The 24242-nt window shown below is 49.6% G+C and carries 22 protein-coding genes and 1 pseudogene; 4 read left to right on the forward strand and 19 right to left on the reverse strand.

Translation table 11 applies throughout. The annotated features are described in order from the left end of the window. Positions 1–16: 16 nt before the first annotated feature. Positions 17–208 (reverse strand): Rpn family recombination-promoting nuclease/putative transposase, encoded by a 192-nt coding sequence (locus ACYQ15_RS18915; RefSeq protein WP_459939046.1) that lies wholly within the window; start codon positions 206–208, stop codon positions 17–19. A gap of 151 nt (positions 209–359) precedes the next feature. Here ACYQ15_RS18915 and ACYQ15_RS18920 point away from each other — a divergent pair, with 151 nt between their 5' ends. Continuing rightward, a complete protein-coding gene (locus ACYQ15_RS18920) occupies positions 360–1463 on the forward strand; it encodes an integrase core domain-containing protein (protein WP_459939047.1) in 1104 nt (367 codons plus the stop codon). Between the two features lie 229 nt (positions 1464–1692). Here ACYQ15_RS18920 and ACYQ15_RS18925 read toward each other — a convergent pair whose 3' ends face one another. The 5 genes from ACYQ15_RS18925 to ACYQ15_RS18945 form a co-directional block, all read right to left on the reverse strand. Further along, positions 1693–1875: a type II toxin-antitoxin system RelE/ParE family toxin gene (locus ACYQ15_RS18925; protein WP_459939048.1), complete on the reverse strand. Its 183-nt coding sequence runs from the start codon at positions 1873–1875 to the stop codon at positions 1693–1695. Between the two features lie 66 nt (positions 1876–1941). Further along, positions 1942–2517, reverse strand: a complete 576-nt coding sequence (locus ACYQ15_RS18930) for a hypothetical protein (RefSeq protein WP_459939049.1) — start codon at positions 2515–2517, stop codon at positions 1942–1944. Positions 2518–2597: 80 nt separating this feature from the next. Next, positions 2598–2822: a hypothetical protein gene (locus ACYQ15_RS18935; protein ID WP_459939050.1), complete on the reverse strand. Its 225-nt coding sequence runs from the start codon at positions 2820–2822 to the stop codon at positions 2598–2600. A gap of 9 nt (positions 2823–2831) precedes the next feature. Then, complete coding sequence (locus tag ACYQ15_RS18940; protein ID WP_459939051.1) at positions 2832–3590, reverse strand: SapC family protein; 759 nt, start codon at positions 3588–3590, stop codon at positions 2832–2834. Positions 3591–3693: 103 nt separating this feature from the next. Next, positions 3694–5427: a hypothetical protein gene (locus tag ACYQ15_RS18945; protein WP_459939052.1), complete on the reverse strand. Its 1734-nt coding sequence runs from the start codon at positions 5425–5427 to the stop codon at positions 3694–3696. 723 nt (positions 5428–6150) lie between these two features. On the opposite strand from ACYQ15_RS18945, the gene ACYQ15_RS18950 reads away from it, so the two are divergent. Beyond that, positions 6151–7305, forward strand: coding sequence for an integrase (locus ACYQ15_RS18950; RefSeq protein ID WP_459939053.1), 1155 nt, complete (start codon positions 6151–6153; stop codon positions 7303–7305). 59 nt (positions 7306–7364) lie between these two features. On the opposite strand, the gene ACYQ15_RS18955 is transcribed toward ACYQ15_RS18950, so the two are convergent. Continuing rightward, positions 7365–8381, reverse strand: a complete 1017-nt coding sequence (locus ACYQ15_RS18955; RefSeq protein WP_459939054.1) for an Rpn family recombination-promoting nuclease/putative transposase — start codon at positions 8379–8381, stop codon at positions 7365–7367. 243 nt (positions 8382–8624) lie between these two features. On the opposite strand from ACYQ15_RS18955, the gene ACYQ15_RS18960 reads away from it, so the two are divergent. Next, on the forward strand, positions 8625–9113 hold the full coding sequence (locus ACYQ15_RS18960; RefSeq protein WP_459939055.1) for a tyrosine-type recombinase/integrase: 489 nt from the start codon (positions 8625–8627) through the stop codon (positions 9111–9113). Here ACYQ15_RS18960 and ACYQ15_RS18965 read toward each other — a convergent pair. After that, complete coding sequence (locus tag ACYQ15_RS18965; RefSeq protein WP_459939056.1) at positions 9037–10182, reverse strand: IS630 family transposase; 1146 nt, start codon at positions 10180–10182, stop codon at positions 9037–9039. The genes ACYQ15_RS18960 and ACYQ15_RS18965 overlap by 77 nt on opposite strands. Before the next feature lie 76 nt (positions 10183–10258). Between ACYQ15_RS18965 and ACYQ15_RS18970 the strand changes: the two are divergent. Continuing rightward, a pseudogene (locus tag ACYQ15_RS18970) lies at positions 10259–10471 on the forward strand (site-specific integrase); the annotation flags it as partial. Between the two features lie 353 nt (positions 10472–10824). Here ACYQ15_RS18970 and ACYQ15_RS18975 read toward each other — a convergent pair. From ACYQ15_RS18975 to ACYQ15_RS19025, 11 genes are all read right to left on the reverse strand, one after another. After that, the gene (locus ACYQ15_RS18975; RefSeq protein WP_459939057.1) at positions 10825–11607 is read right to left on the reverse strand and encodes a hypothetical protein; all 783 of its coding nucleotides are present in this window, start codon (positions 11605–11607) and stop codon (positions 10825–10827) included. A gap of 23 nt (positions 11608–11630) precedes the next feature. Continuing rightward, on the reverse strand, positions 11631–12056 hold the full coding sequence (locus ACYQ15_RS18980) for a JAB domain-containing protein (protein WP_459939058.1): 426 nt from the start codon (positions 12054–12056) through the stop codon (positions 11631–11633). A gap of 96 nt (positions 12057–12152) precedes the next feature. Continuing rightward, entirely contained in the window at positions 12153–12755 is a 603-nt protein-coding gene (locus ACYQ15_RS18985) for a hypothetical protein (RefSeq protein WP_459939059.1), read from the reverse strand. 5 nt (positions 12756–12760) lie between these two features. Beyond that, positions 12761–14851, reverse strand: coding sequence for a vWA domain-containing protein (locus ACYQ15_RS18990; protein ID WP_459939060.1), 2091 nt, complete (start codon positions 14849–14851; stop codon positions 12761–12763). Positions 14852–14865: 14 nt separating this feature from the next. Continuing rightward, entirely contained in the window at positions 14866–15840 is a 975-nt protein-coding gene (locus tag ACYQ15_RS18995) for a DUF3150 domain-containing protein (RefSeq protein WP_459939061.1), read from the reverse strand. Positions 15841–15853: 13 nt separating this feature from the next. Next, positions 15854–17182: an AAA family ATPase gene (locus ACYQ15_RS19000; protein ID WP_459939062.1), complete on the reverse strand. Its 1329-nt coding sequence runs from the start codon at positions 17180–17182 to the stop codon at positions 15854–15856. A gap of 148 nt (positions 17183–17330) precedes the next feature. After that, positions 17331–18356, reverse strand: coding sequence for a hypothetical protein (locus ACYQ15_RS19005; RefSeq protein WP_459939063.1), 1026 nt, complete (start codon positions 18354–18356; stop codon positions 17331–17333). Between the two features lie 175 nt (positions 18357–18531). Beyond that, a complete protein-coding gene (locus ACYQ15_RS19010; protein ID WP_459939064.1) occupies positions 18532–20502 on the reverse strand; it encodes a DNA polymerase in 1971 nt (656 codons plus the stop codon). A gap of 14 nt (positions 20503–20516) precedes the next feature. After that, entirely contained in the window at positions 20517–21761 is a 1245-nt protein-coding gene (locus ACYQ15_RS19015) for a DnaB-like helicase C-terminal domain-containing protein (RefSeq protein WP_459939065.1), read from the reverse strand. A gap of 9 nt (positions 21762–21770) precedes the next feature. Next, on the reverse strand, positions 21771–23066 hold the full coding sequence (locus ACYQ15_RS19020) for a hypothetical protein (protein WP_459939066.1): 1296 nt from the start codon (positions 23064–23066) through the stop codon (positions 21771–21773). Beyond that, positions 23050–24213, reverse strand: coding sequence for a hypothetical protein (locus ACYQ15_RS19025; RefSeq protein ID WP_459939067.1), 1164 nt, complete (start codon positions 24211–24213; stop codon positions 23050–23052). Before ACYQ15_RS19025 ends, ACYQ15_RS19020 begins: the two co-directional genes overlap by 17 nt. Positions 24214–24242: the final 29 nt, after the last annotated feature.

Raw genomic sequence — 24242 nt, forward strand, 5'->3', positions numbered from 1 at the left:
GAAAGTTTACGAAAAACTATTTTTCTGGAAATCTATATCCATTTGTTATGATTTGATTTTTATTTTTGGCGGGAATTGCTGCCAGCATATCAAGCCGGACATGCTTCAACACCTTTGCCGGAAGGTAATTGACCAGGAAGTCGGCGGCGTCCTTGTGGCTCATGGTTTCCCGGAAGAACGTATCGTGCTTTTTGTTGATCTCGGTCATAAAGAGCGATACTAGGCCAGCATTTTGAGCAAGGCAAGATAGCCTTTCGAGATCAACCTGACCTTCCGGAGCATCTGTGGAGCCTATTGTCTGGGCAGTGATATTTCTGTGCGGCTATGTTGCGGGCTTTTGCAATTCTCGGCGGTATCGGATGGATGTGGCGGCACGAGTTCGCTTGAAATTCGAGATGTACGCCATGAGGATTGTGCTTGCAGGCTTCAAGAACAGGGTGGTATCCAACCAGAACGCCAAGAAAAACAAGCCCTCGTGGAGCGTGAGGCTGTTCAAAATACGTCCTGCTCTCTCAGGTTTTCAGAAGCTGATCCTTGCCTTCCTGCACAGGATATCCGCCCGAATCACCCGTTATACCCAGATCAGGCCCAAGACCTTGGTCAGTTGGTGGAAGAATCGCCAGGCTTTGATCTGGGCACGAAAGTCGGCAAAGCCCATCTCCAAGCGAGGCAGGCCTGAAGTAGCAGAATATCTCAAGGAGTTGGTGCTTTGCCTCAAGAAAGAGAATCCTGGTTATTCTCCTCGCAGAATCGCGAATATGATCAAAAGCCAGCTGAATGAATCGATCCACTCAAATACTGTCAGGAAAATCCTGAGAGAAGCAGGCTATAAGCCGAATCCGTCTGGGAAGCCGCCCAAGTGCCAGCAAGACCCAGGCTGGAAAACCTTTCTGCATTGCCATTTCACGTGCGGGATGGATTTCAAGCAGGTGTTCAATATCTGCTGTAAGCCGATGTATATCCTGAATATCATCAACCATGGAACTCGTGAATTGATCTGGACGGCTGCAACGTATTATCCAACAGCTGAGTGGGTTTCTCAGCAGATGCGAGAAGCCTTTCCTTTCGACAAAGCTCCGAAGTTCATGGTGGTGGACCGAGACAGCATCTTCGTGCCTGTGGTCAACCAAACCCTTCCAAACATGGGCGTCAAGGTGCTGCGCATCGACTACAAATGCCCTTGGCAGAACGGGATCGTGGAGCGTTTCAACCGAACGCTGCAAGAAGACCTACTGGACTATATTATCCCGCTGGGGGAAACACATCTCAACCGGCTGCTGAACGATTTCAAGGTGTTCTACAACACGGCTCGGCCCCATATAGCCAAGAGTGGCTTCGCTCCGGTGAAGTCACGTGCCCAAGAGAAATGCCCGAACTGCATTCTGTCGCAAGGCTTTGCTGGCCGCAAGCTGGTGTCGTATTCCTGGCTGAACGGTCTGCATCACAGCTACGCCTGGGTGTAGGACAAAAGCCTGAAGTGTTTGAAACCATCAGATCGGCGCACGACAGCCGAGGCATTGTTGCGTCAAATGGCTGGCTTGGATAGCCTGGAAGCCAAGTTTTGAACTGATTGAGACCCTGAATTTGGAAAATTCTGTGGTCAAGCAGGCAATTTGTCGACCCTTTGGTAGCATAATTTTTAAAAAATTACGCTATATGGTCATTGGAAAGGGTGCGGCGTTTTATTGGACACTACAGCCAGCCAGGTCCGAAGTCCTCGCGCATCTCATAAACGCCATCGCCCACCGGCTTTACATCTCCCAGCAGGTCGCGCTCCGCTTTGTCCAGACGTTTGGCTAAGCGCAATCGCGTCACAGTATCACGAATGTGCAACAGCCATTCGGCAAACTCTGGAAGCTGTTTGATCGTAAACATGCTCGAATTGTATTCGATCGACTACGGCTCGTCAAGAAAAAGCTGGCGCATGGTTAGGCTTCATTGTTACTGCGCCTCCAATGCTTTCCCGAACTCCAACGGCTTCATCCACTGAGCAGGCAGCTCAACATTCCAGCAGGCAGATTCCGCCTTATCCCGTAACAGCCGAAGTACCTGATGCGCCTCGGAACGTCCTAGGGCCAGCGCGGCTATGGGTTCGGGTGCGTCTTGCTGCATGTTCAGTTTATCGCCGGAAAAGCCGATAACCAGAGCATCTTGCTGCATTTCAAGGTGAGCGGCGGTTACGTAGTAGACTACGGTAAACTCGGTGGGGAGTTGTTGGGTTTGCTTGGTTTGTTGAGTTTGTGGGGTTTGGTCGGCGTTGCTTATACCTCCGCCCACTGAGATCGATGCAACGTGTTCCATTTGCAGCACTTCGTCTCTTTGAGCAGTAAAACCAGCATTGGGATGGCTGGTGGACAATACTGCTCCCATGCGGATAAGCAAAGCCCCAAGCATTCTCCGAGACAGAAACGCCTTGCGAAAACCGCCGTTCTGTAGGTGAAAGATCAGGAACAGGCGGTCTTCTTTCTGGTCGTAGCCGACGGAGAGCTTGTGTGCCTTGGGGTAGGTGCGGGTCACTTCATTACAACCCAAGCTTTGCGTAGAATATCATGCTGTCCGTGATTATCTCCAGATCTAGTCCCAGATTCCAAGGGCCATTACTGTTTCTTATCGGAAGACTCTTGTGCTTTCGCTTTAAGTTGTTCGTCAAGTTGCTTCAGGCCGCCTGCCATGGAGTTGACGAACTGCGCGGCTTGATTGATGGGGATAATCAGGGTGCCTGCTTCTAACTGGGTGTTGTCCGGACCGTTCTGTATCATTGTAATGCGGAGATTATTGTTGGAAAAGCTGACTTTGCTGATTCCATCGGTGAAAATATGCATTGAAACTCCTTATTGAAATGAGATCATGTCGTCGTCGCCGATAATAAATCCGAGACTGTCGGCGGTCTGCACGGGAGTATAACCTTTGAGTGGGCCGCGTCGAAGGTTGGCCAGAGACAGCAGGTGAGCGTAAATAAGAGGAAGTGCACCCTTATCGCGTAGTTTGGCAAAGTCCTCGTGTGACATGGAATTGAGCTTCTTCTCATCCACAATTTGGATGCCTGTAAGCTGAGAGTCTTCAGTGCCTTTCATTTTGATCTTGATAGCTTGGTCTTTGAGCAGGTCAGCAATTCGAATAGTTTCTACCATATTTACAGTGGTGGCCTGTGCCTTCTGCATCTGCTCAAGAAGCTTTATACGGTCAGAAAGAATCTGTGTCGGTTTTCCGTCAGCAAACAAAGGTTGCCCATCGTTTGTGGATAACAAGGAAGACTGTGAATCCACAACAATACCAAACTCACCTGGCTTTGCTGGGTTCTCGTGCAGTGAAAAAGGATATGCACGAACTCTGCCTGGTAAATATTCTGCCATCCATCGACCACTTTGTACATCAACATACGCATTCATACTTTTTTGAAACCCAAGCAAAGCGAATGGCGTTGGTATTTTTTTTAAAAAGATCAGAGGGTACTCACGTGCAATGTCAGCCATTTCAGAAAAAACAATGGGCATGACAATTTCTTGAGCAGCAAAGTGATAATTGTGAATAAAATTCAATTTAGTGTTGCGATGCTTGGCTAAATCTAACAGGACAGGTTTGGAAAACATTACGTAATGAGCTCCCGTTTTAGTAATGTTACTGAATATAAAAAAGGGGAGTTTCCTCCCCTTTCAACTGCAACCTGGTTGCAATTATTTGAAATGCAATTTGCTAGAAAATGAAGTTAGCAGCATCGTCAGTTGGATTACCAACAACATTAACAAGAGTGATTTCGCCTGTAAAACCGTCAGACGTAAATACATAAGTACCTGCGATGCTGTCATCAACATTCAGGTCATCCAAACTACTCACACCTGCAAATTGGCTAAAGTCAAGGCGATCGTTGCTGCCAAGCACACCAGCTTGGAATCCGTCAATTACAACTTCGCCAATATCTTCACCAACAAATCGGAAGACCTCACGAACAGCATTAGTGCCAGTGGTTTCATAAGTGAATGCAACTCCAGTGGTTGCGCCATCCGCATCAAATCCAAGTTTGCCGATAAGAATAGTTACTGCGCTTCCGAAATCGGCGTTAGTTGCGTTTATGGTTACTTCAGAACCATCCTGCATGGAAGAAGCATCTATTGTTTTCAATTCGACAGTTTCATCCAATACAATGCCAAATTCTACATCTCCATCGTCCGATAGATCAATTAAAGTCAATGTGCTCAGTGACCACTCATCTGCTGTATTACCTTCAATAGTTACAGCGGTGGTTGCACCAAAGTTTGCTTCAGCAACGATTACAACGTTGACAAGTTCTTCACCGGTTATGGTAATATCATCGACCGTTGCTGTATTGTTAATGAAAAGGTTTTCGGCTTCCTGGAAATCAATGGTGTTTGCACCAGTCACTGCACCTTCGAAATTTACAGTCAACGTAGAAGGAGCATTCTCGATTGTGATGTCTGCATCAACAGCAAGAGTGTCAGCGAAAGTCAAAGTTTCGACAGCGGTCCAATTTTCTAGATCTAAATCGCCTGCAGTAGATGCACCAAACTCAAGTTCTTGTACATGAGCATATACTATTTCAGCTTCACTCAAATCCAGAGCATTCAAATCTCCGACTGCAAGAATATTATAACCAGCACCCAAATCGATGGAAACGCCATCAAGGTCTTGCGAGCCATCAATTACCAAACGATTGTCGCCGCTTCCTAAAACAATATTGCCTTCTCCGCCAGCAAAGTCCTGACCGGAAATGTTCAAGTCCAGGTCGCCAGCAAAATTACCTACTGCAATAGTAATGATATTCCGAAAGTCGTTAGCTGCAGCCTCAAGGAATAATGTACCTGAACCTGTAATGTTGAGCCGGGATATGTCATCAAGATCGCCGTCAGCGATGATATTGTTCACACCTGAAGCAACATTGAGACTCAGTGTGGTAATAGTGGTAGCTCCGGTTACATCCAAAGTCACTGCATCGTTGCCGCCAGCTGTTGGCGCACGACCCGCACCCTGCAAAACGACATTTTGGGTGGCAGTGTTAGCGGCATACGTAGCTTCAAATGTTGTGTTGCGAGCTACCTGGTTTAGTCCAAGGGTAACGCTATCCTGGAGATTATTAACACTTAAGTTTTGAGTTGAACGATCGTTCCACAGCTGTTCAAGGCCATCAACATTCATCGCGTTCAGTGTGCTTGCCCCTGCAGTTGAGCGCAAAAAGAACTGTTCGATATTAACGATTGATTCTGGTGTGGTGGTAGCTTCAATCAAACGTGCATTCAGACGATCGACACCTGCGCCGCCATCAAGAATGTCGCCATCGTTCAAAGTTTGCGCTTCACCAACCCCGGATGGGTCTTGTACAGCAACCAAGGGAGCATTGAATACATCGTTGCCCGAAGTGCCAGTGATTTCATCAGAACCAATAGTGAGCGTAATGGTTTGGTCAAAATGCAAGGTGAATAAAATCAGTAGCTAAGGAGCGTCATTTGTAGCATGAATTGAAAAAACTGCGGTATGCCCAATTTTGATCAACGAAAATGGCTAAGAAAATGGCATTTGAATTAAGATAAGTTGTTTTCTGACAGATATTTGGAGCATTTTTGATGTCCGCAAAAAGACTGCGGTATGCCCAATATCTTGATCAAAATTCTGCCCCTATTTCTTCCTGATCGGCCCTGGAGTAACCTCTTTTAGCTTCTTCTTTCCTGGTTTTCGAGTCTTTGTTTCGGTGATGCTTTGCTCAGTTCATCGAAAACTTTGTCGCTGAAAGTCATCTTGAAATCCCCTGATCAAAATAAATCCATCTCGATGCAGTGCTCCCTGAAAGCATGGTTGCTCGCATTATGAACACGCCCTTCGGAGCCGTCTCCACGATTCGCACTTGCTGATTATGGCCTTGGACATCCCCACCTCGAGGCAGATTTCTCCTGATTCTAGCCCAAGTGCTTTTCATGGAGCGCGTAGCATCAACGCCAGATTGAAATACCCTTTTGTGAATTCTGTCCTGCTTACCTCGATGTTAGAAATACAAAAATTCTAAATAACATTCTAAGTAACAGCCTAAGTAACAGTCCGAGTAACATTAAAATTAACAGTCAAGAACAGTAAAAGTAACAGTACTTAAAAAAAATTTCGTTTTGCGCATGTTTTCCATTAACCTCTTGAAAGGAGCGGGTAATGGCAAAACGAGATTTTTCGGCGCGTTTCCTAAAGGAAGTTTTGTGCGATGAGAGCAAGGTAAAGCTTCGATTTTACGATGGGAAGTGCAAGGGACTGATGCTGGAAGTACGACCGACAGGAACCAAAACGTATTTCCTCCGCTACCAGAACAAGCGCGGTAAAACTAGGCAGATAAAACTGGGCAGGGTGGAAGATCTGAATATTACGCAGGTTCGTGCGCTTGCCCATCGGTATCTGGGAAAAATTGCAATGGGAGAAGACCCCCTTGAAGAGCAGCGAATCATCCGTGAAGTTCCTACTTTGATGAAATTTACCCAGGAGCAGTATCTGCCATACGTGAAAAGCTATAAAAAATCCTGGGGAACTGACGAGACCCTACTTCGGGTTCATATTTTCCCAAAGTTGGGGGGCATGCATCTGGATCAAATCAGCAGAGAGGACATCTCCGGGCTTCATCAGGAACGAATCGCAGCTGGAGCAGCGCCTGCCTCGGCGGATAGATTGGTGATCTTGCTTCGGTATATTTTCAACCTGGCGATAAAGTGGAAAGTGGCTGGAGTACAGGAAAATCCTACAAAGGACGTGGTTCTGTTCAACGTAAACAACAACCGGGAACGGTTTCTCAGTTCCGAAGAGCTGCAAAAACTTGTTGAATCGGTGAAGCAGAGCGAGAATCCGTTGCTGGAGCCTATTATCCTGATGCTGGTGCTCACAGGTGCTCGGAAACGGGAGCTATTGGACGCGAAGTGGGAAGACTTTGATCTGGACCGGAAGGCTTGGCGGATACCGATAACGAAGTCGGGGAAGCCAAGAACTGTGCCGTTATCCGACACGGCTTTGGAAGTGCTGGCCGAGTTGCCGAAGATCAATGGCTGTGAGTATGCCTTTGCCAATCCACGAACCAAAGAACCGTTTGTGTCGATATTTTCTGCCTGGAATGCTGCAAGAAAGCGGGCAGGGTTGGAAGATGTCCGGATTCATGACCTGCGTCACTCTTTCGCCAGCTTTTTGATCAATGCCGGAAGAGGAATCTACGAAGTGGCGAATTTGCTTGGACATACCCAACTGAAGACAACACAGCGGTATGCTCACTTGGCTGACCAGACGTTGCGGGACGCGGTGAATACGGTGCCGCTGGGAAGGGTGGCGTAGAGGTGGCGGGATGGATATGTGGGGCTTCTCCGGATTGAGAAGCCCCAGTGTGCTCTGTGTTAGTGGGTTGTTGGCTTTGTGGCCTTGTTTACGAGGGCCTCGAAGGCTTCCAAAGATTCGGCCCTAGCAAGGCTGTGAGACAGTGAATTAAGCACGTCGATGTCATCAATGGCGTGAATCTTCTGGGAGAAGCCCACTGGGACGTACTCAAACTTGGATGATGCGAAATTCAGGAGCATGGTGCGGGCGGCTTTGAGTTCGCCTTCCTCGCGTCCCTTCTTCAAGGAAATCTCTCTCTCCTCAGCTCTGATTTTTTTGGTAACGGTCTGCACAATTTCCTCCTTTTGGTCGAAATTCGCAAGAACCTCGATTATATCTTCCACATCTATGTGGGTTTGGTCTGACATGAGATACAGGCTCACTAAAATCGTGAACAGTTTCCGCTTTTCGGGGTCTTTGATCAGTGCCAGTGGGTTGTAAATGTCGCCAAGATGGTCTTTCAATTCGGCGGAGTGAAAGAATTTCATGGCCAACTGAACCACGTTCAGCAATGTCTGCTCTTTGAGCTGCTCCTTATCCAGATCGTTCAAGTCGTGGAGCAGGTGACGAAAGTTGGGAATGAATTGCCGGAAGTAGTCCGAGGGACAGTCAAACAGATCCGCAAAATCCGGGCTGTAGTACCACCTCCGTTCTCCGTGCGTGAAGACCATGGAAATAATGATCGGCAGGTATTGCGGGGTTTCTGTTGCCTTGAGGGCTTCCAGCCACTTTCGCAGTTTGTACTTGAGTATCTGGAGCCGAGCAAATTTCTCTGGTCGGCTTTTATGCTCTATCAGGATGTAGATTTCCGCCTCACGTTCCGGCCTGTCTTTCAGGTGTAGCTTGATGACGATATCAGTGAAAACGCGACTCAATTCGTCGGTATAGGACTCGGACTTGATTTCCAGGCTGTCCAGGTCCAGGTGCTGAGTAATCTCCTGGGGGACGTGCTTGGTAATCAGTTCCCGAGTGACCTCTTCATTGGAGAGCATCTCCACAATGAACATGTCGTGAGGCTGGTTGATCTTGTCTTGCATACGGAGACAATATGATTTCCTGGCCAGATGAGCAAGATATGAACGAGGCTGGGAATGGGAGCGGATGATCCGGCTGGTTCGCAATGTCAACTTTTATCAAAAAGTTGACATTCTGCTCTTGGTTTCAAAAATATTTCACTATAACAACCATATAAGGGATGCCGCACGCAACGACACCTTCACTTCAGTAGGTGATTGCCAATTTTATTGACCAAAACTCTCTATACTTGATATATTGTCTCCATGCCCAATACCAATCACCCCAAGAAGGGATCATCAACCAAGGTCGAGCCCATCCGTCGCCTGGAGGACATCAAGGCTATCAAGAAGCTGCTGTCAGACAAGCCCAGAGACCTGCTGCTTTTCACCATGGGTATCAACAATGGTCTTCGGATCGGTGATCTGCTTCAGCTGCGGGTAAAGGACGTTCAGCACCTACAACCCGGCGAACCCCTGACCGTCAAGGAGCAGAAAACCGGCAAGACCAACGTGCTTCTGGTCAACAAGACAACGCACAAGGTTTTGCAGGAGTTCCTCCGAATCGTGCAGCCGGAGCCGGAAGCCTTTCTGTTCCAGAGTCACAAGGCAAAGGGTAAGCCCCTGACCGTGAGTGCCGCCAACAGACTAATAGATCGTTTCATTAAAATATTTATAATTAAGCGATGCCCAGGTCGAACTTCTTCCATCGGAACACCACTGGTGACTCATTCATCTCCTGTATTCCTTTCATGATGCGTTCTTTTAGTTCCTCTTTGGAAGCCACACGGATATGCCTTAAGAAAGAACGAGCCATCTTCGAGAATGCCATTTCAACCAGGTTGAGCCAGGAGCCGTGCTTGGGAGTGTGAACATATTCAAAGCGGTTTGGCCTTGTTGCGAGGTAGCTCATGGTTTCCTTTGAAACATGAGATGAATGGTTGTCGAGGACAAGACGGATAGTGCTTTCTTCGGGATACTTTTTATCAAGCTCTTTCAACAGTTCAATAAATTCTCGGCTACGATGTCGGTCGTGTACTTGCGCTGTCATTTTTCCATCATGAAGATCAAGTGCCGCCAGTATGGAAACCGTCCCATAACGTTTGTATTCATAATCACGGCTTGTACAGCAATGTTTCCCAGGTGATGGAGGAAGGTCTGGAGCAACAAGCCCCAGCGCTTGCACACCAGGCTTTTCATCAACTGATACAGTTATTATTTTCAGAGGTTCTGTCGATCTGGATGCTTCGACGTTTCTGTTTTGAAGATTAACCTCTTGATAGACAACGAGCACTTCTTGCATTTTTTGCTCAAAATCAGGGTCTCTTCTTTCAAGATAATACTTGATTTTGTGTGGACGAATATCATGCTCAGAAAGAATGCGCCAGATAGTGGCCTTGGCCGCATTAGACAGGCAATGGTGGCCATCTGTCGGGGCCTGATTCCTTGTAAACTTGGCAAGTTCACTATATGTCCAAAGTTCAGCTGCAAGACCGTGGTCTTTCGGTTTGGTACATGCAAGATTGACAACCCAGGCCTTGGCAGCATCGTCAATTATAGGTTCAAAAGGTCTATGATAGTAATCCTTTAAACCGGCTTCAGGTCCGGCAGCCAAGGCCTTCTCAATACACTTGTAAATGGTTGGTCTGCTTGCCTTAGCCAAATCCTGAATCTTCGTAATTGAGTGCCCGTCGTTATGCAGCAATATTATTGAAGCTCTTTGTACTTCTCGAAAAGGAGCAGTTCTGGATTTGCTGATGGATTCAAGTTTTTTGCGATGCTCCTCAGTCATGTTGACTTTTGGAAGGCAGGTTTTTCTGGCCATGACTACCTCCTTTTTGATTTCGATTCAGAGATAGCCGAAAAACTTCAAAACGTAAATATATTATTGAAACGAACTACTAATCAAAGGCTGGTGTACTCTGATCAATCTGCGTGGCAACTACGGTACGCACACTTTGCGCAAAACCTTTGGCTACGTTCAGCGTGTTCATTACGGAATCGGTTTCGAACTGCTTTGCAAACGGTTCAACCACTCCAGCCCAGCTGTGACCATGCATTATCTGGGCATCGAGGACAAAGAAGTAAACGGGATTTTGATGAACGATATATGATTTTTGCCTTAATGCCTTGCAGATTTCGAAAATATTGAGGCTCATATTTGCGTTTTAAGGCCTTTAAACTCTGTTCGGCAGGGTTTACTATGCCGGAAATTGCTGTGGGTACTTCACGAATAGCTAAAAAAGAGGTCGCATGTTGCGGCCTCTTTGGTTTTGGTGTGGTTACCGTTTGGATTTCGATAAAAACTCAATCAGCAACACGAGGCCGATGCCAACCAAGTTGCCAATCAGAACTGTCCAGTTTTCACCGGACTGATCCTTTCCGCTGTCTATGCTCATGACTTCTCCTGGGGTTTGAGGTTGCCGCGCCGGTCGAAATTGCAGGCGCGGATAGCTGTGCTAGCCGGTTACTGCTGAAGCTGAACTATCAGGGCAGAAGCGTCTTTGGTGCTCAAGGCGTTCAAGCTGAGTCCGAAAGCTTCCAAAGCCTGGATCTCAATATCATCTTCAGTGAGGCCCTTGCGTTTTGCCAACGCCATGATGGCTCGCATTTGAGGCTCGGTGATTCCTCCGTGTTGCCCGTTGCCATTATTGCCGTTGTTCCCGTTGTTCCCGTTGCTGCTGGCGTTTTGGAAAGCCATGGGGGACGTTGGCTGCTGTGGCTGTAACTGAGGCTGGGGCTGAGGCTGAGGGGTAGGGGCCGTTTTGTTTGGAGGCTTCTGGCTTTTCCTCGGTGAGTGGGATGATCCGTTTCCTTTTCCGGGGGCGAAGCCGTTTCCAGAGAAATCGTCCACGTCTCCACCGAGTTCTTCCAAAGCCGTGATCCCGATATTCGTCAGATCACGTAATGCACGGGCTTTGGCTCTTGTGCTGGCCATGCGGATAAGGTGGACCGAGATCATCTTGTTCGTATTGGTCGGTGATGCGTCTCCCCAATCCGAGAAAATCTGGCCGGATGTTGATTCTGCGATAGCTCGGCAGATGGCTTCGTTGCCATTCTCGGGATTAGGGTGCTGGATCAGTTCAACCTCCAGACGAGCCAACCCCTGCTGATGCGCTAGGTCAAGCAGGCCAGCATAGGTTACGAAGTCTTTGCCCTTGAGGTTGATCAGGAAACGGTCGTCTAAACGGGGCCGGGGTGTTTGATCAGCATGAACCGGATGGTGCTGATCCGGGTATTCTTGAAGCATCGAGGACTCCTTTGGTTTGTAGGTTACAGCAGGCCTTGAGCCTGAAACGAGAAGTGACCATCTCTCGCTACGATAACGTGGTCCAAGAAACGCACGTCCAGGGTATCGGCAGCTTTCTGAATTCTGGTGGTCAGTTCCTGGTCCTGAACCGAAGGCTTTGGGTCACCGCCAGGATGATTATGAGCCACGATGATCCCGCTGGCCTGTTTGATTAGGACTTGACGCATGATCTCGCGAATATAGACGGGCGTCTGATCAACGGTGCCGCGTGAGATGGTCTTCCTGGCCATCAAGTTGTTTTTGTTGTCGAGCAGGAACAGTATGAAATACTCAATTTTCTTGTTCCGATATGGCAGCATGTGAGCAGCCACGTACTCAGGATGACTGAGATTGATGCAGTCACGCCTTGCCTCGTACAGCTCCGAAAGCAGCTCTTTCACTCGATTCATTGATTTTCCCCTTTTGAAAATGGAAAAGCCGATCCCTCTCTTTGAGGAACCGGCTTCTATCTTCCGTGGTTCTTTTTGATTGGTCAGTAATCAGCCCTACGCCGCCAAGCCCATTCCGGCCTGCTTCGGAATAAGCGACAGCAGGCTACCAAGATGCAGGGCCATCTCATCTACAGCCTCTTGTGAGTAAACAGCGGCTAGCCGCTTGGGGGCTGGCGTGGAATCGGCAATTAGTAGCATCATACCGTTTCTGGGTGCCGTCACTTTGGAGGGGAAGCCCAACAGGTCCATATCCGTCTGGTCGATCAGCAGTACACGCCGAGATTCGTCCGGTGCCGACTCGCTCTTGAACACGTGCAGATTGGTCGGTGATTTCTTGCTCTCACAGATCTGGAACAGCAGCGGAGTTTTGGTGCAAGGCACTACGTTTGCCGGGTGGTCCATGGTGGCGATGGCTTTGGGAATCTCGTCGTGAAAGGTGATGGAATGGGTTTCAACCTTCAGGGCCGCGTTGATCACTTGTTTCCGCAAATCCTCGTCTGTCAGGTTGAAGATCATGGCCAGGTCAGGTTCCAGAAGGCTCAAGTGAACGGCCACGGTTCCAGCAATGATAAGACCCCAATTGTTGATTACCATTACGGGGCCTGGTTTCTTCTTCAGATAGGTACGGAACGCGGATGTTCTGATAGTGGGTGTCATGGCAGTTACTCCTTGTTCGGGGTTAGTAAGTTTTCAAGAAGTCGGAAGGCTTTTTGTGGCAGCTCCTCAACCCGGTTGACCACTTCGCAGATGGGGAACAGGTCCGTGTACGCGAGCCCTTCAATGCCGATTGTGGCTACTTCGATTCCCAGGGTTTCGGCCTCGTCCAGGCCGGTCTTTGTGGTTCTGGAATCATTGGGTTCACCGTCAGTGATAAGGACAACCAGCTTCCTGGGTTCCGTAAGAGGCACCATTGCCGAAAGCACGTATCGCAGAGACTCGGCTACTGGCGTGCAGCCATAGTTACTGGAAGGCCATGGCAACGTGCTGGTTGGCTGTTGCCCGTGAGCGATTAGCGGAGCCACAGGATAAACTGCGTGGTCCTTTGAAGGATTGGCGTTATAGGGATAAAATGCCGGGAAGAGCGTTAAAGCCAGATTGATGCCGCGTTGGTTTGCCAGGGCTTTTACCAGGGCGAAAACTACGTCCTTTGCGATTGCCAGACGCCGCCCATCCATACTCCCAGAAATGTCGAGTAGAATGTGAATGGCAGTGTTAACTTGCTTGTGGCTGGCGTTTCTGAGGAACAGTTTGCTCTCACCGGTTCTGATCCGGTGTAAGCGAGACCTGGCTATGCGGGTTCCTGCTGCGCTGGGTCTGATCCTGGCTAACCCTTGAGCCTGTAGTAAGCCTTTGAGATTGGCAGATAGTTTTGCCACCACGCCGGAAGAAGCCGTGATCTGCTGTGGGATATAGCCGTAACTCTGCAATTGGGATTGTGGAGTTGCCTCGGCTATCCCGAATGCTCTGGTATTATTGCCGCTGAGTACCTCCGACTTCAGGGCCATCTCTTTGAGTTGTTGGCCGAAGTCGCTGATCTCCTCCTGGGATTCCAGGGCCTGGGTTATTGCTGCTTGCAGCGGGGTAGGATCTGTAGATGCGTTGCCACCTATGCCCACGGATGCAGTGTCGGATACTTCGACTTCGGCCTCGGCTTCGGACTGATCTGCTTGTTCTCCGGCTTCTGAACCGGTTGGGTGATCGTCATTATCTGCTGGATCAGAGTCAGTATTAATTGGAAGATTTGCATCGTCTTGTGCTCCTTGTTGATCGAAAGGTTGGTTGGTTGGATCTTTGGTCTGGCTCTGTTCGTGCTGATCAGGATCGGCAGAGCAGTTTGAGTTCTGATCTCGATCAGCAGGGACTTGTTCAGATGATCCAGGATTATCTGGATTATCTGGATCGTCCTGATCTGCGGGGTCGGGTTGTGATTGGATGGGATTATCTGGCTGGTCAGGGCATTGCTGTGATTGTCCGGGATTATCCGGAGTATCCTGATCGTCAGAACTTAGCTGTTCCTCTTCCTGCTCATCCTTCGAATCCGACTCAGAGTTATCGGCAGCGTCCCTATGCTTCTCCAGCAGGGCTACGATTTCTTTAACCATGGCAACTACTCCTGCCGTGTCTGTGACAGAGGCAATCTGGGTGATGATCTCGAACAGGTCTCGTTCCAGTTCAGGGCTGAACGTATTCAGGAAATACTCCCTGGCTTTCAGGGCCAGGTCGGCAAGCATGTGCTGCTTCAGATACAGAGTCCGAAGGGTCAGGCCGACATACCCGCATATTACGGCTTCGGGCGGACTGTCGGGCTGAACTTCAAAAACTCCAGCCTTCGTTCTGCGTAACTCCGATACGAGGGTGCTGAGGTTCGTTGCCATGCCGGGATAGGTATCTCCGAGGGCTTTTTCGATGCGAATGTCCTCAATGATGTTCCACAATGATCGTTCGAACGGAGTTGATTTGGGAACCAGGTCCATGTCTGTGAACCGGACATGGCCAAGTTCATGATCCAAATAACCTCTGCATATCCAGGAGTTTTCCCTGGAAGTGAGGGGCATTATGATCACATTCCCATCTGTGCTGGCGGTCGAGTGGTTATCGAAGATCACCTTTACACCGTTCTTCCTGCCAAGACCGCTTGCCAAGCTCGCCATTTGTGCCGGAGATAATTTTGGAAGGGTTCCAGTAACTGAAAAAGCCGCTTGTGAGGCGGCCATATTTTTCAATTCTGATTGAATTGATTGGTGTGGGATCACGGTATGCTCCGTATTTAGAACCAGGCAGTAGGCAACCTGGGCTGAGGATTGGGTGGAGTCGGCGGTACAAAGCCGTTGTGATTGGGTGCGGGTTGTACCGGTTGAGTAGAAGCCGCAACGGGCGTCGGCTGTTGAATCGGTGGGTAGACGAACTGATATGCGTCACCCTGCTCCGCGGCGGCCAGAATATCCTGAAGCACGTCCGGGCTTTTCAGCTGTACGAGCAGCCGGGTCAGATTGAACAGGGCCGCGCCGGTCAGAGCGCCTCCCGAATCCCGTTGGTCCAGGAAGGTCTGAAGCTCGGCCTCTATGATGGACACGCCGGGATTCACGAAGGACAGCCCGCGCAGCTTGTCGGCAAGCCTGTCTAAACGGTTCAGGTTCTTGAAGGTGGCTCGGTCCCTGTCCTTGAGGCTGTTGTGAGTCTCCCCTGCCAGGATGCTGATTTCCCTGAGCATAGTGCCGGTTAGATCGTTAGTAAGCGTCTGGGCAAAGCCGGGATCATTGTCAGAAGAGGACATCCTGAAGGCTCGCCACTTGAAGCCGAACTTCTTTTCAATGCTTGTGGGCGTCTCCAGATACGGGCGGAGAATACTGGCCCAGCGGGCATTTTGTTCAAGCCACGCTTCCTGCTCCTGATAAAAGTCGTTGAGAAACCTGTCTTTCTCGGCATGAAACTCGCGAGCCAGGTCCGACAAGGTGGCGTCGATTTCGTCTTTACGGGCTTCGGGTGCGATCCAGATTTTTCCGCCGTACAACGATACGGCCACGCCTTCGAGATATGTGACTGCCTTGGTCCGCACTGCCTGGATTGGCTTGAACGCTTCCTTGTTATGGATGCGCTTGGAGCCCAGACTTACGAGGGTATCTGGAGGAAGATCGATCCCGGCGAAGTCCTCGGGCTTCAGGTTCTTGGAACCCGACCAGATGGAGATGTCGAGGATGAGGCCGGTTGAATGCGCGAAAATAGGGGATTGAGTAGTAGTCATGTTGGTGTCTCCTTTACAATTCCTGATTGAAAATACGTTGGTACACTTCCCGGAGGATCGGCTTGCCGTCCTGGGAAGCCCGGTTAAGGACCGTGTATTTGAGAGCGTGGGCGATGGGATGCTTTACGCGGGGTACTTGCCTGAAAAAGAGGGCTGCTTTTGCCCACTCGACAAGCTCTCTTGTGGACAAGGTATCCGGGATTGGGTTCTCCTCAGCGGTGTGGATTTTTCTTATCTCACCGGCAAAAGCCACCATCTTTTCGGCGATGTCCCGGTTGCCCAGCAGCTGTTCAAGAATGTCGGTTTCTACGTTGGGCTCCGGGTAATCCAACAAGAATGTCCATTTCAGTCTATTCAGGAAGGCTTTAGACATTTTCAGGGTTCCGGAATAGCCGTTGGCTTCGCCTTCTCCTTGGCCTGTAGTGTTCGCCGTGGCGATAAACCTGAAACCGGGTTCAGGATGAATCACTTCGCCACCGTTGGCCGATAGGGTGAGGGGTCTGCCATCCAATATTGAATTAAGACCAACCAGGGTGGAAGGGTCCACCAGGTCAATTTCATCAAACAGGAACACCCCTCCGGACTTCATAGCTTGAGGCAGAGGTCCGAATTCGAATGTAAAGCCGCCGCCAGCATTGGGGATGTACTGACCGATCAGATCAATCAACTCCAACCTGTTGTGACCTGTTGCAGAGAATACGGGCTGGTTGCTCCTTGCGGCTACCTCGTTGACCAGGGAGGATTTACCCGAGCCTGTGGGACCTGAAATTAAGCATGAGAGGCCGCCGAACTGCCACCAGCCGAGAAAGTCAGCCGTTACTTCAGGCCTGAATCGGTAGGTCGTAGCTTCGGGAACGTATGCCTGCCATTCATGCTGCTCTCTGACAGGCCAAGGTACGGGCGGAAACGATGAATGAAAGAGAGACTGAACAGTTGGAACGTCTGTTGGCGTGGTTGGGATATTCATGGTAATTATGCCTCCATTTTCGTGACTGTTATTGGATTCGCTTGTGCCTTGCTGCCAAATCGCAACTGGATCAGGTGCCGGGTCTGGCTGTGAGGGCTGCTGAGTTGGAGCCTGTGACGTGTTTGGGAAAAGCTGCCTGTAACCCTTGGCCAGCTTTGCCTTGGCCCTGCTGTTGGCTTCTCCGATAGGGCGGCCTGTCTGGATGGTTTTCTTGGTCAGGCCGGTAGTATCTCCGAACTGCCTGGGGCAGGTTATCCCTCTGCCTGTGCTGCCGAAGTAGATGTCTAAATGGTTACTGCCTGGTATTGCGATCCAGTCCTTCGGGCTTCCTTTATTTGGATGACGTAGGTGTAAGATGTTGGTAGGCGCACTCATGCTGATTGCCTCCTTTGGACGCAGCTGTGCCGTGTCTCTGAGTCGGATTCAGAGCCAGGCTTGTCTGAAATGATTGTGGTAATGAGAGAGAGGCTGAGTAGCGTATTACGGGTTGATCCCGTGATACTCAGCGATAGGCTGGGCGGGCTTAGGCAGCTTTTACATCCAGGACGGCGTATTTCGAGGTTTTTTGGTACTCGGAAATATCTTGTCCGAGTTCACCGAGCAGCAACTCCAACTGCTTCAGATCGGTGGTGGTCCGGGACCGTTCAGACAGACGTACCCGAAGATCACCTGACTGGTATTTTCCGGGTTTGAGAAGCCTCAGAAGCTGGTCCCTGGCTGCTTCTTTCTGGGCCTTGATGCTCTTTTCTTGTTCCGTGAGGCTTTGGTAGGCGATCAGAAGAGGTTGAAGCTGTTCGGGCAACTCAGGACCGGCGTAAGCTGGGCATGTAGCCAAGTATGAACAGAAGCCACAGAGCGGTGACGGCTCACATGTGAGGGGCAGAGATTCTGGAGTTTCAGATTGGGAAGCCGCCTTTACTCCTTCCCAGATCGTTATGGCCCTGTTGATCAGGGTGTAAGCGTTTTCTGGGCTGTGCCGGTAATTATTACGCATAATCATGGTGCCCTTACCGAGATCAAGAACAACAATGGCTCCGTCAATGAATTTCCGGTTTGCGGTCCGGCTGAGCAGGAACATCTGGGTCTGAAGCTGAAGTTCCCAGGCCGTGGGTACTTCCGTAAGCTGGGATGTCTTGATTTCCAGAATCCGTTGACCTGGCAGCAGAATATCCAGGTGGGCCTTCAGGGGGAGAACATCCAGAGGCTCGGAGCAACGTGGGCAGTCTAGTTTCAGGCTGGGCTCGTACGGATCGTACCAATTGCAGGTTGGGCAATATTGGAGATACAGCGACAGCTCTGCCTGATGGGTTGGATCGAAGTCAGCCAGAGCTTCCAAAACGATTTGCTCTGCCAGGTGGCCGCGCTTCATTAACAGAAGGGAATGAAGGTCAGGCTTCTTTGGGATAATCTTGCCAAGTACCGCCTTTCGGGGGCAGCTGCCGATGTCTGATGCGCCAATGTAGGTGGTTCTGTTGCCGAGTGTTGTCTCCGTGTGAATGGCTTGGGCTTGAGTAAGGCCGGTTTCGATTTGTTCGGGTGTCATAAGCATGGCTTTTGCTCCTATTGGTTAAGATTTTTGGACCTATTCGGGTCGGTGTCGCTTACTTATACCAAAAAACCATGCTTGTTTTTGAATTTTCCAGGCATCAACGGCTCTAAACGCAGAAAGCACCGCCTTTTTGGCAGTGCTTTCCGTTCTACTTCGACGACACAATTAGCCGTGACTACTTGGCTTCGGCCCAGGACTTCCCGATCTTGGCTTCAACCAAGTCCCTGGTGGACGCCTCTGGGAAGATTTCAAGGAAACCCTCAACCATGGCACGTTCCAAGGCGGCTTTTGCTGCAGGAGCGTCTTTTTCAGAGGCTTCCAGGATCATTTCATCGTGAACAACGTTCACCAGGGTTGCGTCCAGTCCGGCAAGATAGGTGGGTAAACGACCCATGGCGGCGTAGAATATCTCCGCGCCAGCACCCTGGATAGGTGTATTTAGAGACGCACCATAGTATTTATCCGCTTTCAGGTAGCGTCGGCGTCCACTTGGGGTTTCTACGAAGCTGCACCTAGCCGCCGATCTAGTGGTTTGCATCTGCCACTGATGAAAGATGGGGTACTTCTCGAAAAACTTCTCACGAATATCTGCGGCTTCCTTCTTGGTCAGGTGCACACCGTAACCGGTACGGGCGTAGTTTTTCAGGCCCAGTGCTCCTTGGCCGTAAAGCAAACCGAAGTTGGCCGCCTTCGCTGCGTTGCGTTCGGACTTGGCGATCTGGCCCGCTTGCTTTCCGGTAATGGCCATTGCCGTAAGAATATGCAGATCGTCTCCTCGGTCATAACAACCAAGCATTTCTTGGTCTCCGGATACCTGGGCCGCGATTCTGGTTTCCATCTGCGAGAAATCTGCACCGACATTTACCTCTCCAGGTCCAGCAGTAAACATTTCCCGCATTTCACCTCTGGGAACCTGCTGCACGTTGGGCTTGGAGCATGTCATTCTGCCTGTTTCGGCACCAGCGATTTTGAAATTCGGATGCAACCGTCCAGTTGTCGGTACCACCAACTCCTGCATCTTTTGAAGAAATCCGGTATTGAGCTTGACCAGCTTTTTATACCACAGAAATGCGTCTATGCCGGGGTGAGACCGTAGATTTTCGAGATCGTCCTTGGCAGTGGACAACCCACCAGAGTCCGTTTTCGGCCAAGCCTTGATCTTGCTTGGAGTTAGATTTCTTTCCAACCAAGCCGCAATTTGATCAGGGCTGTTCAGGTTTTTCACGCCGTGCAAGTGATGCATGGCGACGTCGCGAACCTCCTGAATCTGTACACAAACCTGTTCTGAAACCGCCTGACAGGCAGCAATATCCACATTAAGTCCCTTGTGAATCATCTGGGCAACCGGCCACTGCGCCCCGTGCAGCAGAGAATACAGACGCTCCCGGCCAACATCCTTGATTTTAACCTGAAGTATTTCATGAAGCTTGAGTGCCAGAACCGCATCCAAGGCAGCATACTCAATCTGGGCGGCACTAAGGTCTGAAACAGACCAGTCTGATTTCTGCTCATCTTTCAACACAACCAGACCATCCAAGTACTGCGGTACAACCTCAATCAGTTTGGGACGTTTGTTGGTCAAGGTGTTGGCCATCAACATAGCGCATCGAATGCCAGGGAGGGGAAAGCCTACGTGCAACATATGCTGCATTTCGAACACAGCATTGTATGCTACAAGGTCGATCCCATTCAGGCGCTCAAGGCAAGGGGTACCGATTCTGAATAAGTCGAACACGTATACATCGCCGGTGCCCGAGTACAACTGAACCAATCTGGGCTTGGACAGGTGCGGGTTCAATCCGGCCTGGTCATGTGTCTTGAAAATCGAGTGCTTGGCCGTTTCAATATCGAACCCGCATAGCTTGCCCTGAAGGGAGGCAACAATCTCAGCGGCCCGTGCCGGGTCGGTTACATACTCCAAGCCGGTACCGAAGGTGGCCAGAGACACTATTTGCGCACTGGAAGGCTGCGCGATACCTATAGTGCATTCGGTTGTACCTTGAGTAGGCATCTGCATCCAGGAAATATTTGGAGCGCAAGGGGCGTTTACGCCCCCTGCTTTTAGAGAATCAGTATTTTTCTGTGAGATAGGCACTGATTTCCCATAAACACCCAAAGCAATATTTTTTCTTAGCTGTTCGAACATGTTCAATCCTTTAATTAACAAATTTCAATCATTCGGTGGTACGCCTTCTGGTAAACAAGCGGAAGTTGGAACCCTTTTTCACCCGACCTGTTTTTGCCAAGCTCTATTCGAGCATAAGCATTACCCGCATCTCCACCCAGAGGGTAAAGCTTGCGAGCCTTTTCGAGCTTTTCAAGTATAGGGTCCTCTGCATTCCGTGCCTTTACTCCACTTGCATACACCTCCCATGGATCATCGTCCGCCTTTCCACTGCCAGATTGAGCCTGTTCGGAATACAAATAGATAACCGTATCGCAATTATGTGATAATCGACTTGATCCTCGCAGAGAATTTAAAGTCATTCCCTTCTGCGATGAAGACTTTGAAAGTTCGTCCTTGGTAATGTCTGAAATTGATAACAGAGCAACATTACATTCACGTGCAAGGTCAGAATCCATCCCAGCAAGTTTTGTAACTTTGGCCGTATCTTGACCACCAAAATCCAAATTATCATTTCCCGTCGATAACATCTGAAGGTAATCGATCACAACAAAGAATGGAGAGTCATCAGGCAATTCCAGAATTTTCCTGATTTGTCCTATATATGAGGCGATATCATACGTTGTTGCAGTACCAGGAACTTCAACATAGAATAAATAGTTACCGAATACCCTAAAGTATTCATCACATGATTTCATAAACGTAGATATTAATTGCTCATCTTGAGAGGAATGCAACTTATGAATTTTCAGGCTGTTGATCCCGCCAATTCGAGATATGCCACGAATTACGGCGTCATAGTACCGCATTTCTGTCATTATATACAACACAGGAATTCCCAGAGACGCTACATACTCAGCACACATTGTAGCAAGTTCACTCTTGCCAGCAGCTGGAGGGGCAATTAATCTCGTGTTCGTTCCAAGAAGCATCCCATTCCCAGGCAGAACTTTATTTAAAGATTGAAACGGCGTAGGTATAGCAAATCCACCGTGTTCAATATAGTTTAGAAAATCCTCGGCCATTCTACCAACAGGTTGTAACGACTTCGAACCTGAACTAAGCAACCTTTGACTCTGCTCTTTCATCTCGGAAAGAACAGTCAAGGGGGAAGCCTGGGATTGCAACTTCTTGGCTGCGTCTTTTGCCAGATTGTAGGCTTTACAACGCCGGGAATACTCAATCGCCTCTTCAACCAGCTTACGGCCCTCTTCATCTGAAATTTTGGGAATACCCACCAATTCAGCCAGTCTCGCGTCCAAACGTTCTCTGTAACTCATGGTATCCTCCTATGAGCTAAAATAAAGGTTACGTTCTTTCTGGGGTTGCGAATCCCAGTACCGAAATACGTCCACAGCATCTTTATGACCTTGCATGAATGCTCGAACTATTGCCCTATCCGTCTTGTCCATGAAAATCGAATCCACAGCATCTGGCAGATTCGCACCAGATTGAAGCATGTACGCCAACAGCCGCCTTGACATATGAAGCGGAAGCATCATGCTCGGATGCAATTCCTCATGAACAGGTTTGTTGTGTTTGATATTACTATTCACGCCTTCCGGCGCTACCCGACATGCCAAACAGTCAAAACGAAGCTCTCTCTTGGCCCGCAACATTAAAGCGCAAGAGAACGGCCCTTGAGCTGACGGCACATCTTTGGTCGATGCCCAATGCCGCTGCTTGGCCGGTAAATCCTTTGAGGTTTCTATGTCGGGATTGGTGCGATCAGCCAGAAGAGCAGCAAGACCGTCTGCCTTATCCTCCGGCAGCCCGGCGCTGTTGCAATACGTACGCAGAGTCAGACTGTTTTGATCGTACGTCCCTATGGAAGCTGCCCCGCCAATATCCCGGAACTTGAGCATGCAAGGAGGCAACTCACCTTCAAGTTTACGCAGGTCAGGGATCAGAGCAGCGGGGTCGGCATTGCCGTTCCCGTCCAGAAGGTAGTGGGCCTGTGCAATGATTTGCGCTGAAGGATTCGGACGAATCGCCTGTAAAAGTGCAAGCTGATCCGGAAGGACATCCATCAGTTCCTGTCGGGAAGACATGGGTTTCAAAGGCCCAGCACCTTCGAGAAAATAGGAACCCCGCCCGGCTACTTGGTGAAAGCACGGAGCCACTTTCACGCGCCTTGTTCCCTTCGCCGGAATAATCTCGCCCTTGAACGGAACATTGCTCTGAATGTGCTCCAGAACGGCCTGCATGAATTTTACAGGTACCGGCTGCGAGAAGATGCAGACGTGGAAGCCCTTGCCCCCGGAAAACGCTACGTGCGCATTTAGCCCCATAGACTGAACGTAGTCCCGAACTTCCAAAGCCTTGCTCAACGATTCCAGCCCCTCATCTATGTCCAGAATGCCAAGCTTCGTCACCGGACCCTGCTCTGATTCGTAAGCAAGATCGAAGGCGTAGGTTTTCACGCCCGTAAAGTGGTCAGACAACAGGTAATCGTCCACGTTCGGGTAGCTGTTCCCCTCGGATTTTTGAATTCCGGCCGTGGGCTTGTTGCTGTCAGGAAAAATCAAACGCTGAAATTCCTGTTCGAGGCCAGCAAACACATCAGGATTACTTTGATTCGACATTTTTCTTACTCCGCGGTTTGTAGGTTCTGATTTGAAGAGACTGGTGGAGCTGGATCGAGAGGTTCGAGTTCAACCAGGATTTCACCCAGTATCTGTTCGATGTCTTCATGCTCGTTGCTTCGTAGTCGGCATGGGAGAGAATGTTCATCTCGATCAGACGATGCAGTCCTTTCTCCATCCGAGCCTTGGTTCGAGATGCCCACTTGTTGTCTCGTTTTTCAGGCAGAGGCAGTTCGCCAATGGCGCAAAGCAAATTGGCAATGTTCCGCTTGAATGGACCTTTGGCTGTTGTTGTTCCACCAGAGAATCCGACCAAGCTATAGGCAAGCTTCTTCCCGAAGTAATCGGCAGGTCGCTGGGGGCGCCCGTCGAGGCCAAGAATTACTCGAGGCAACTTGGAAACCCAGCAGAATTGGTCATCATTGAGATAGTAGTAGGCCCATTGACCCGGCTTGATGTTCCAGAAAGCCCGACTATGATTTTCAGCATGGACCATCATGCGAACCAAGCTGAATAAATGGTCCCCACTGAAGGACACCACACCTTTGCCCTGCTGTTGCTTCTTCCCCCCACCTTTCTTCAACTGAACCCGACCAACCAGTTTCGAGTATTGCAGGTCGAACTTACTCAACCAATTCAGCTCGTCGGAAATGGCTTCGGCCCTTTTGTCCCGATCCACGCCGTATTTGCTGAAATCAATTGCCTTGAGAACCTCGTCGATACTGATAACTGCCGGCTGTTCTTTGTGCTTGGACCAATAGAGACCAAGCAAGGCGAGCGCATACGTATCCATCAAGGTGGTCGATGTTTCAAGAAACTCCCTACCATGCTCAGAATACGGAATCGAAATCCTGACGTTTCCTGTTGTTCTGAAAGGCGAGAAAACCAACTCTTCACCATCAACGAACCAACCGTCGGTCATCGTACCGATAGGTTTTCCAGCATGCATGGCTGCTTGAGCAAAAGTCTCTGTTATAGGGTTGTTCGCAACCATTGGGTTGCTGTGCAGTAAAGCCAATTCAACGCTATTGCTTCGAGGTGGTGTCTGAACCTCTTCCAGAGTCTCAGGAGCAACTGCGTAATCTATAGACGATTCAACAGGCGATACTTGTGACCAGTTGAAAATAGAGCTTTCAAAATTCAGCATGACGTCTTCCTGTTAATTGTTGTGAGCGG

It is taken from the genome of Desulfonatronum parangueonense (assembly GCF_054656975.1).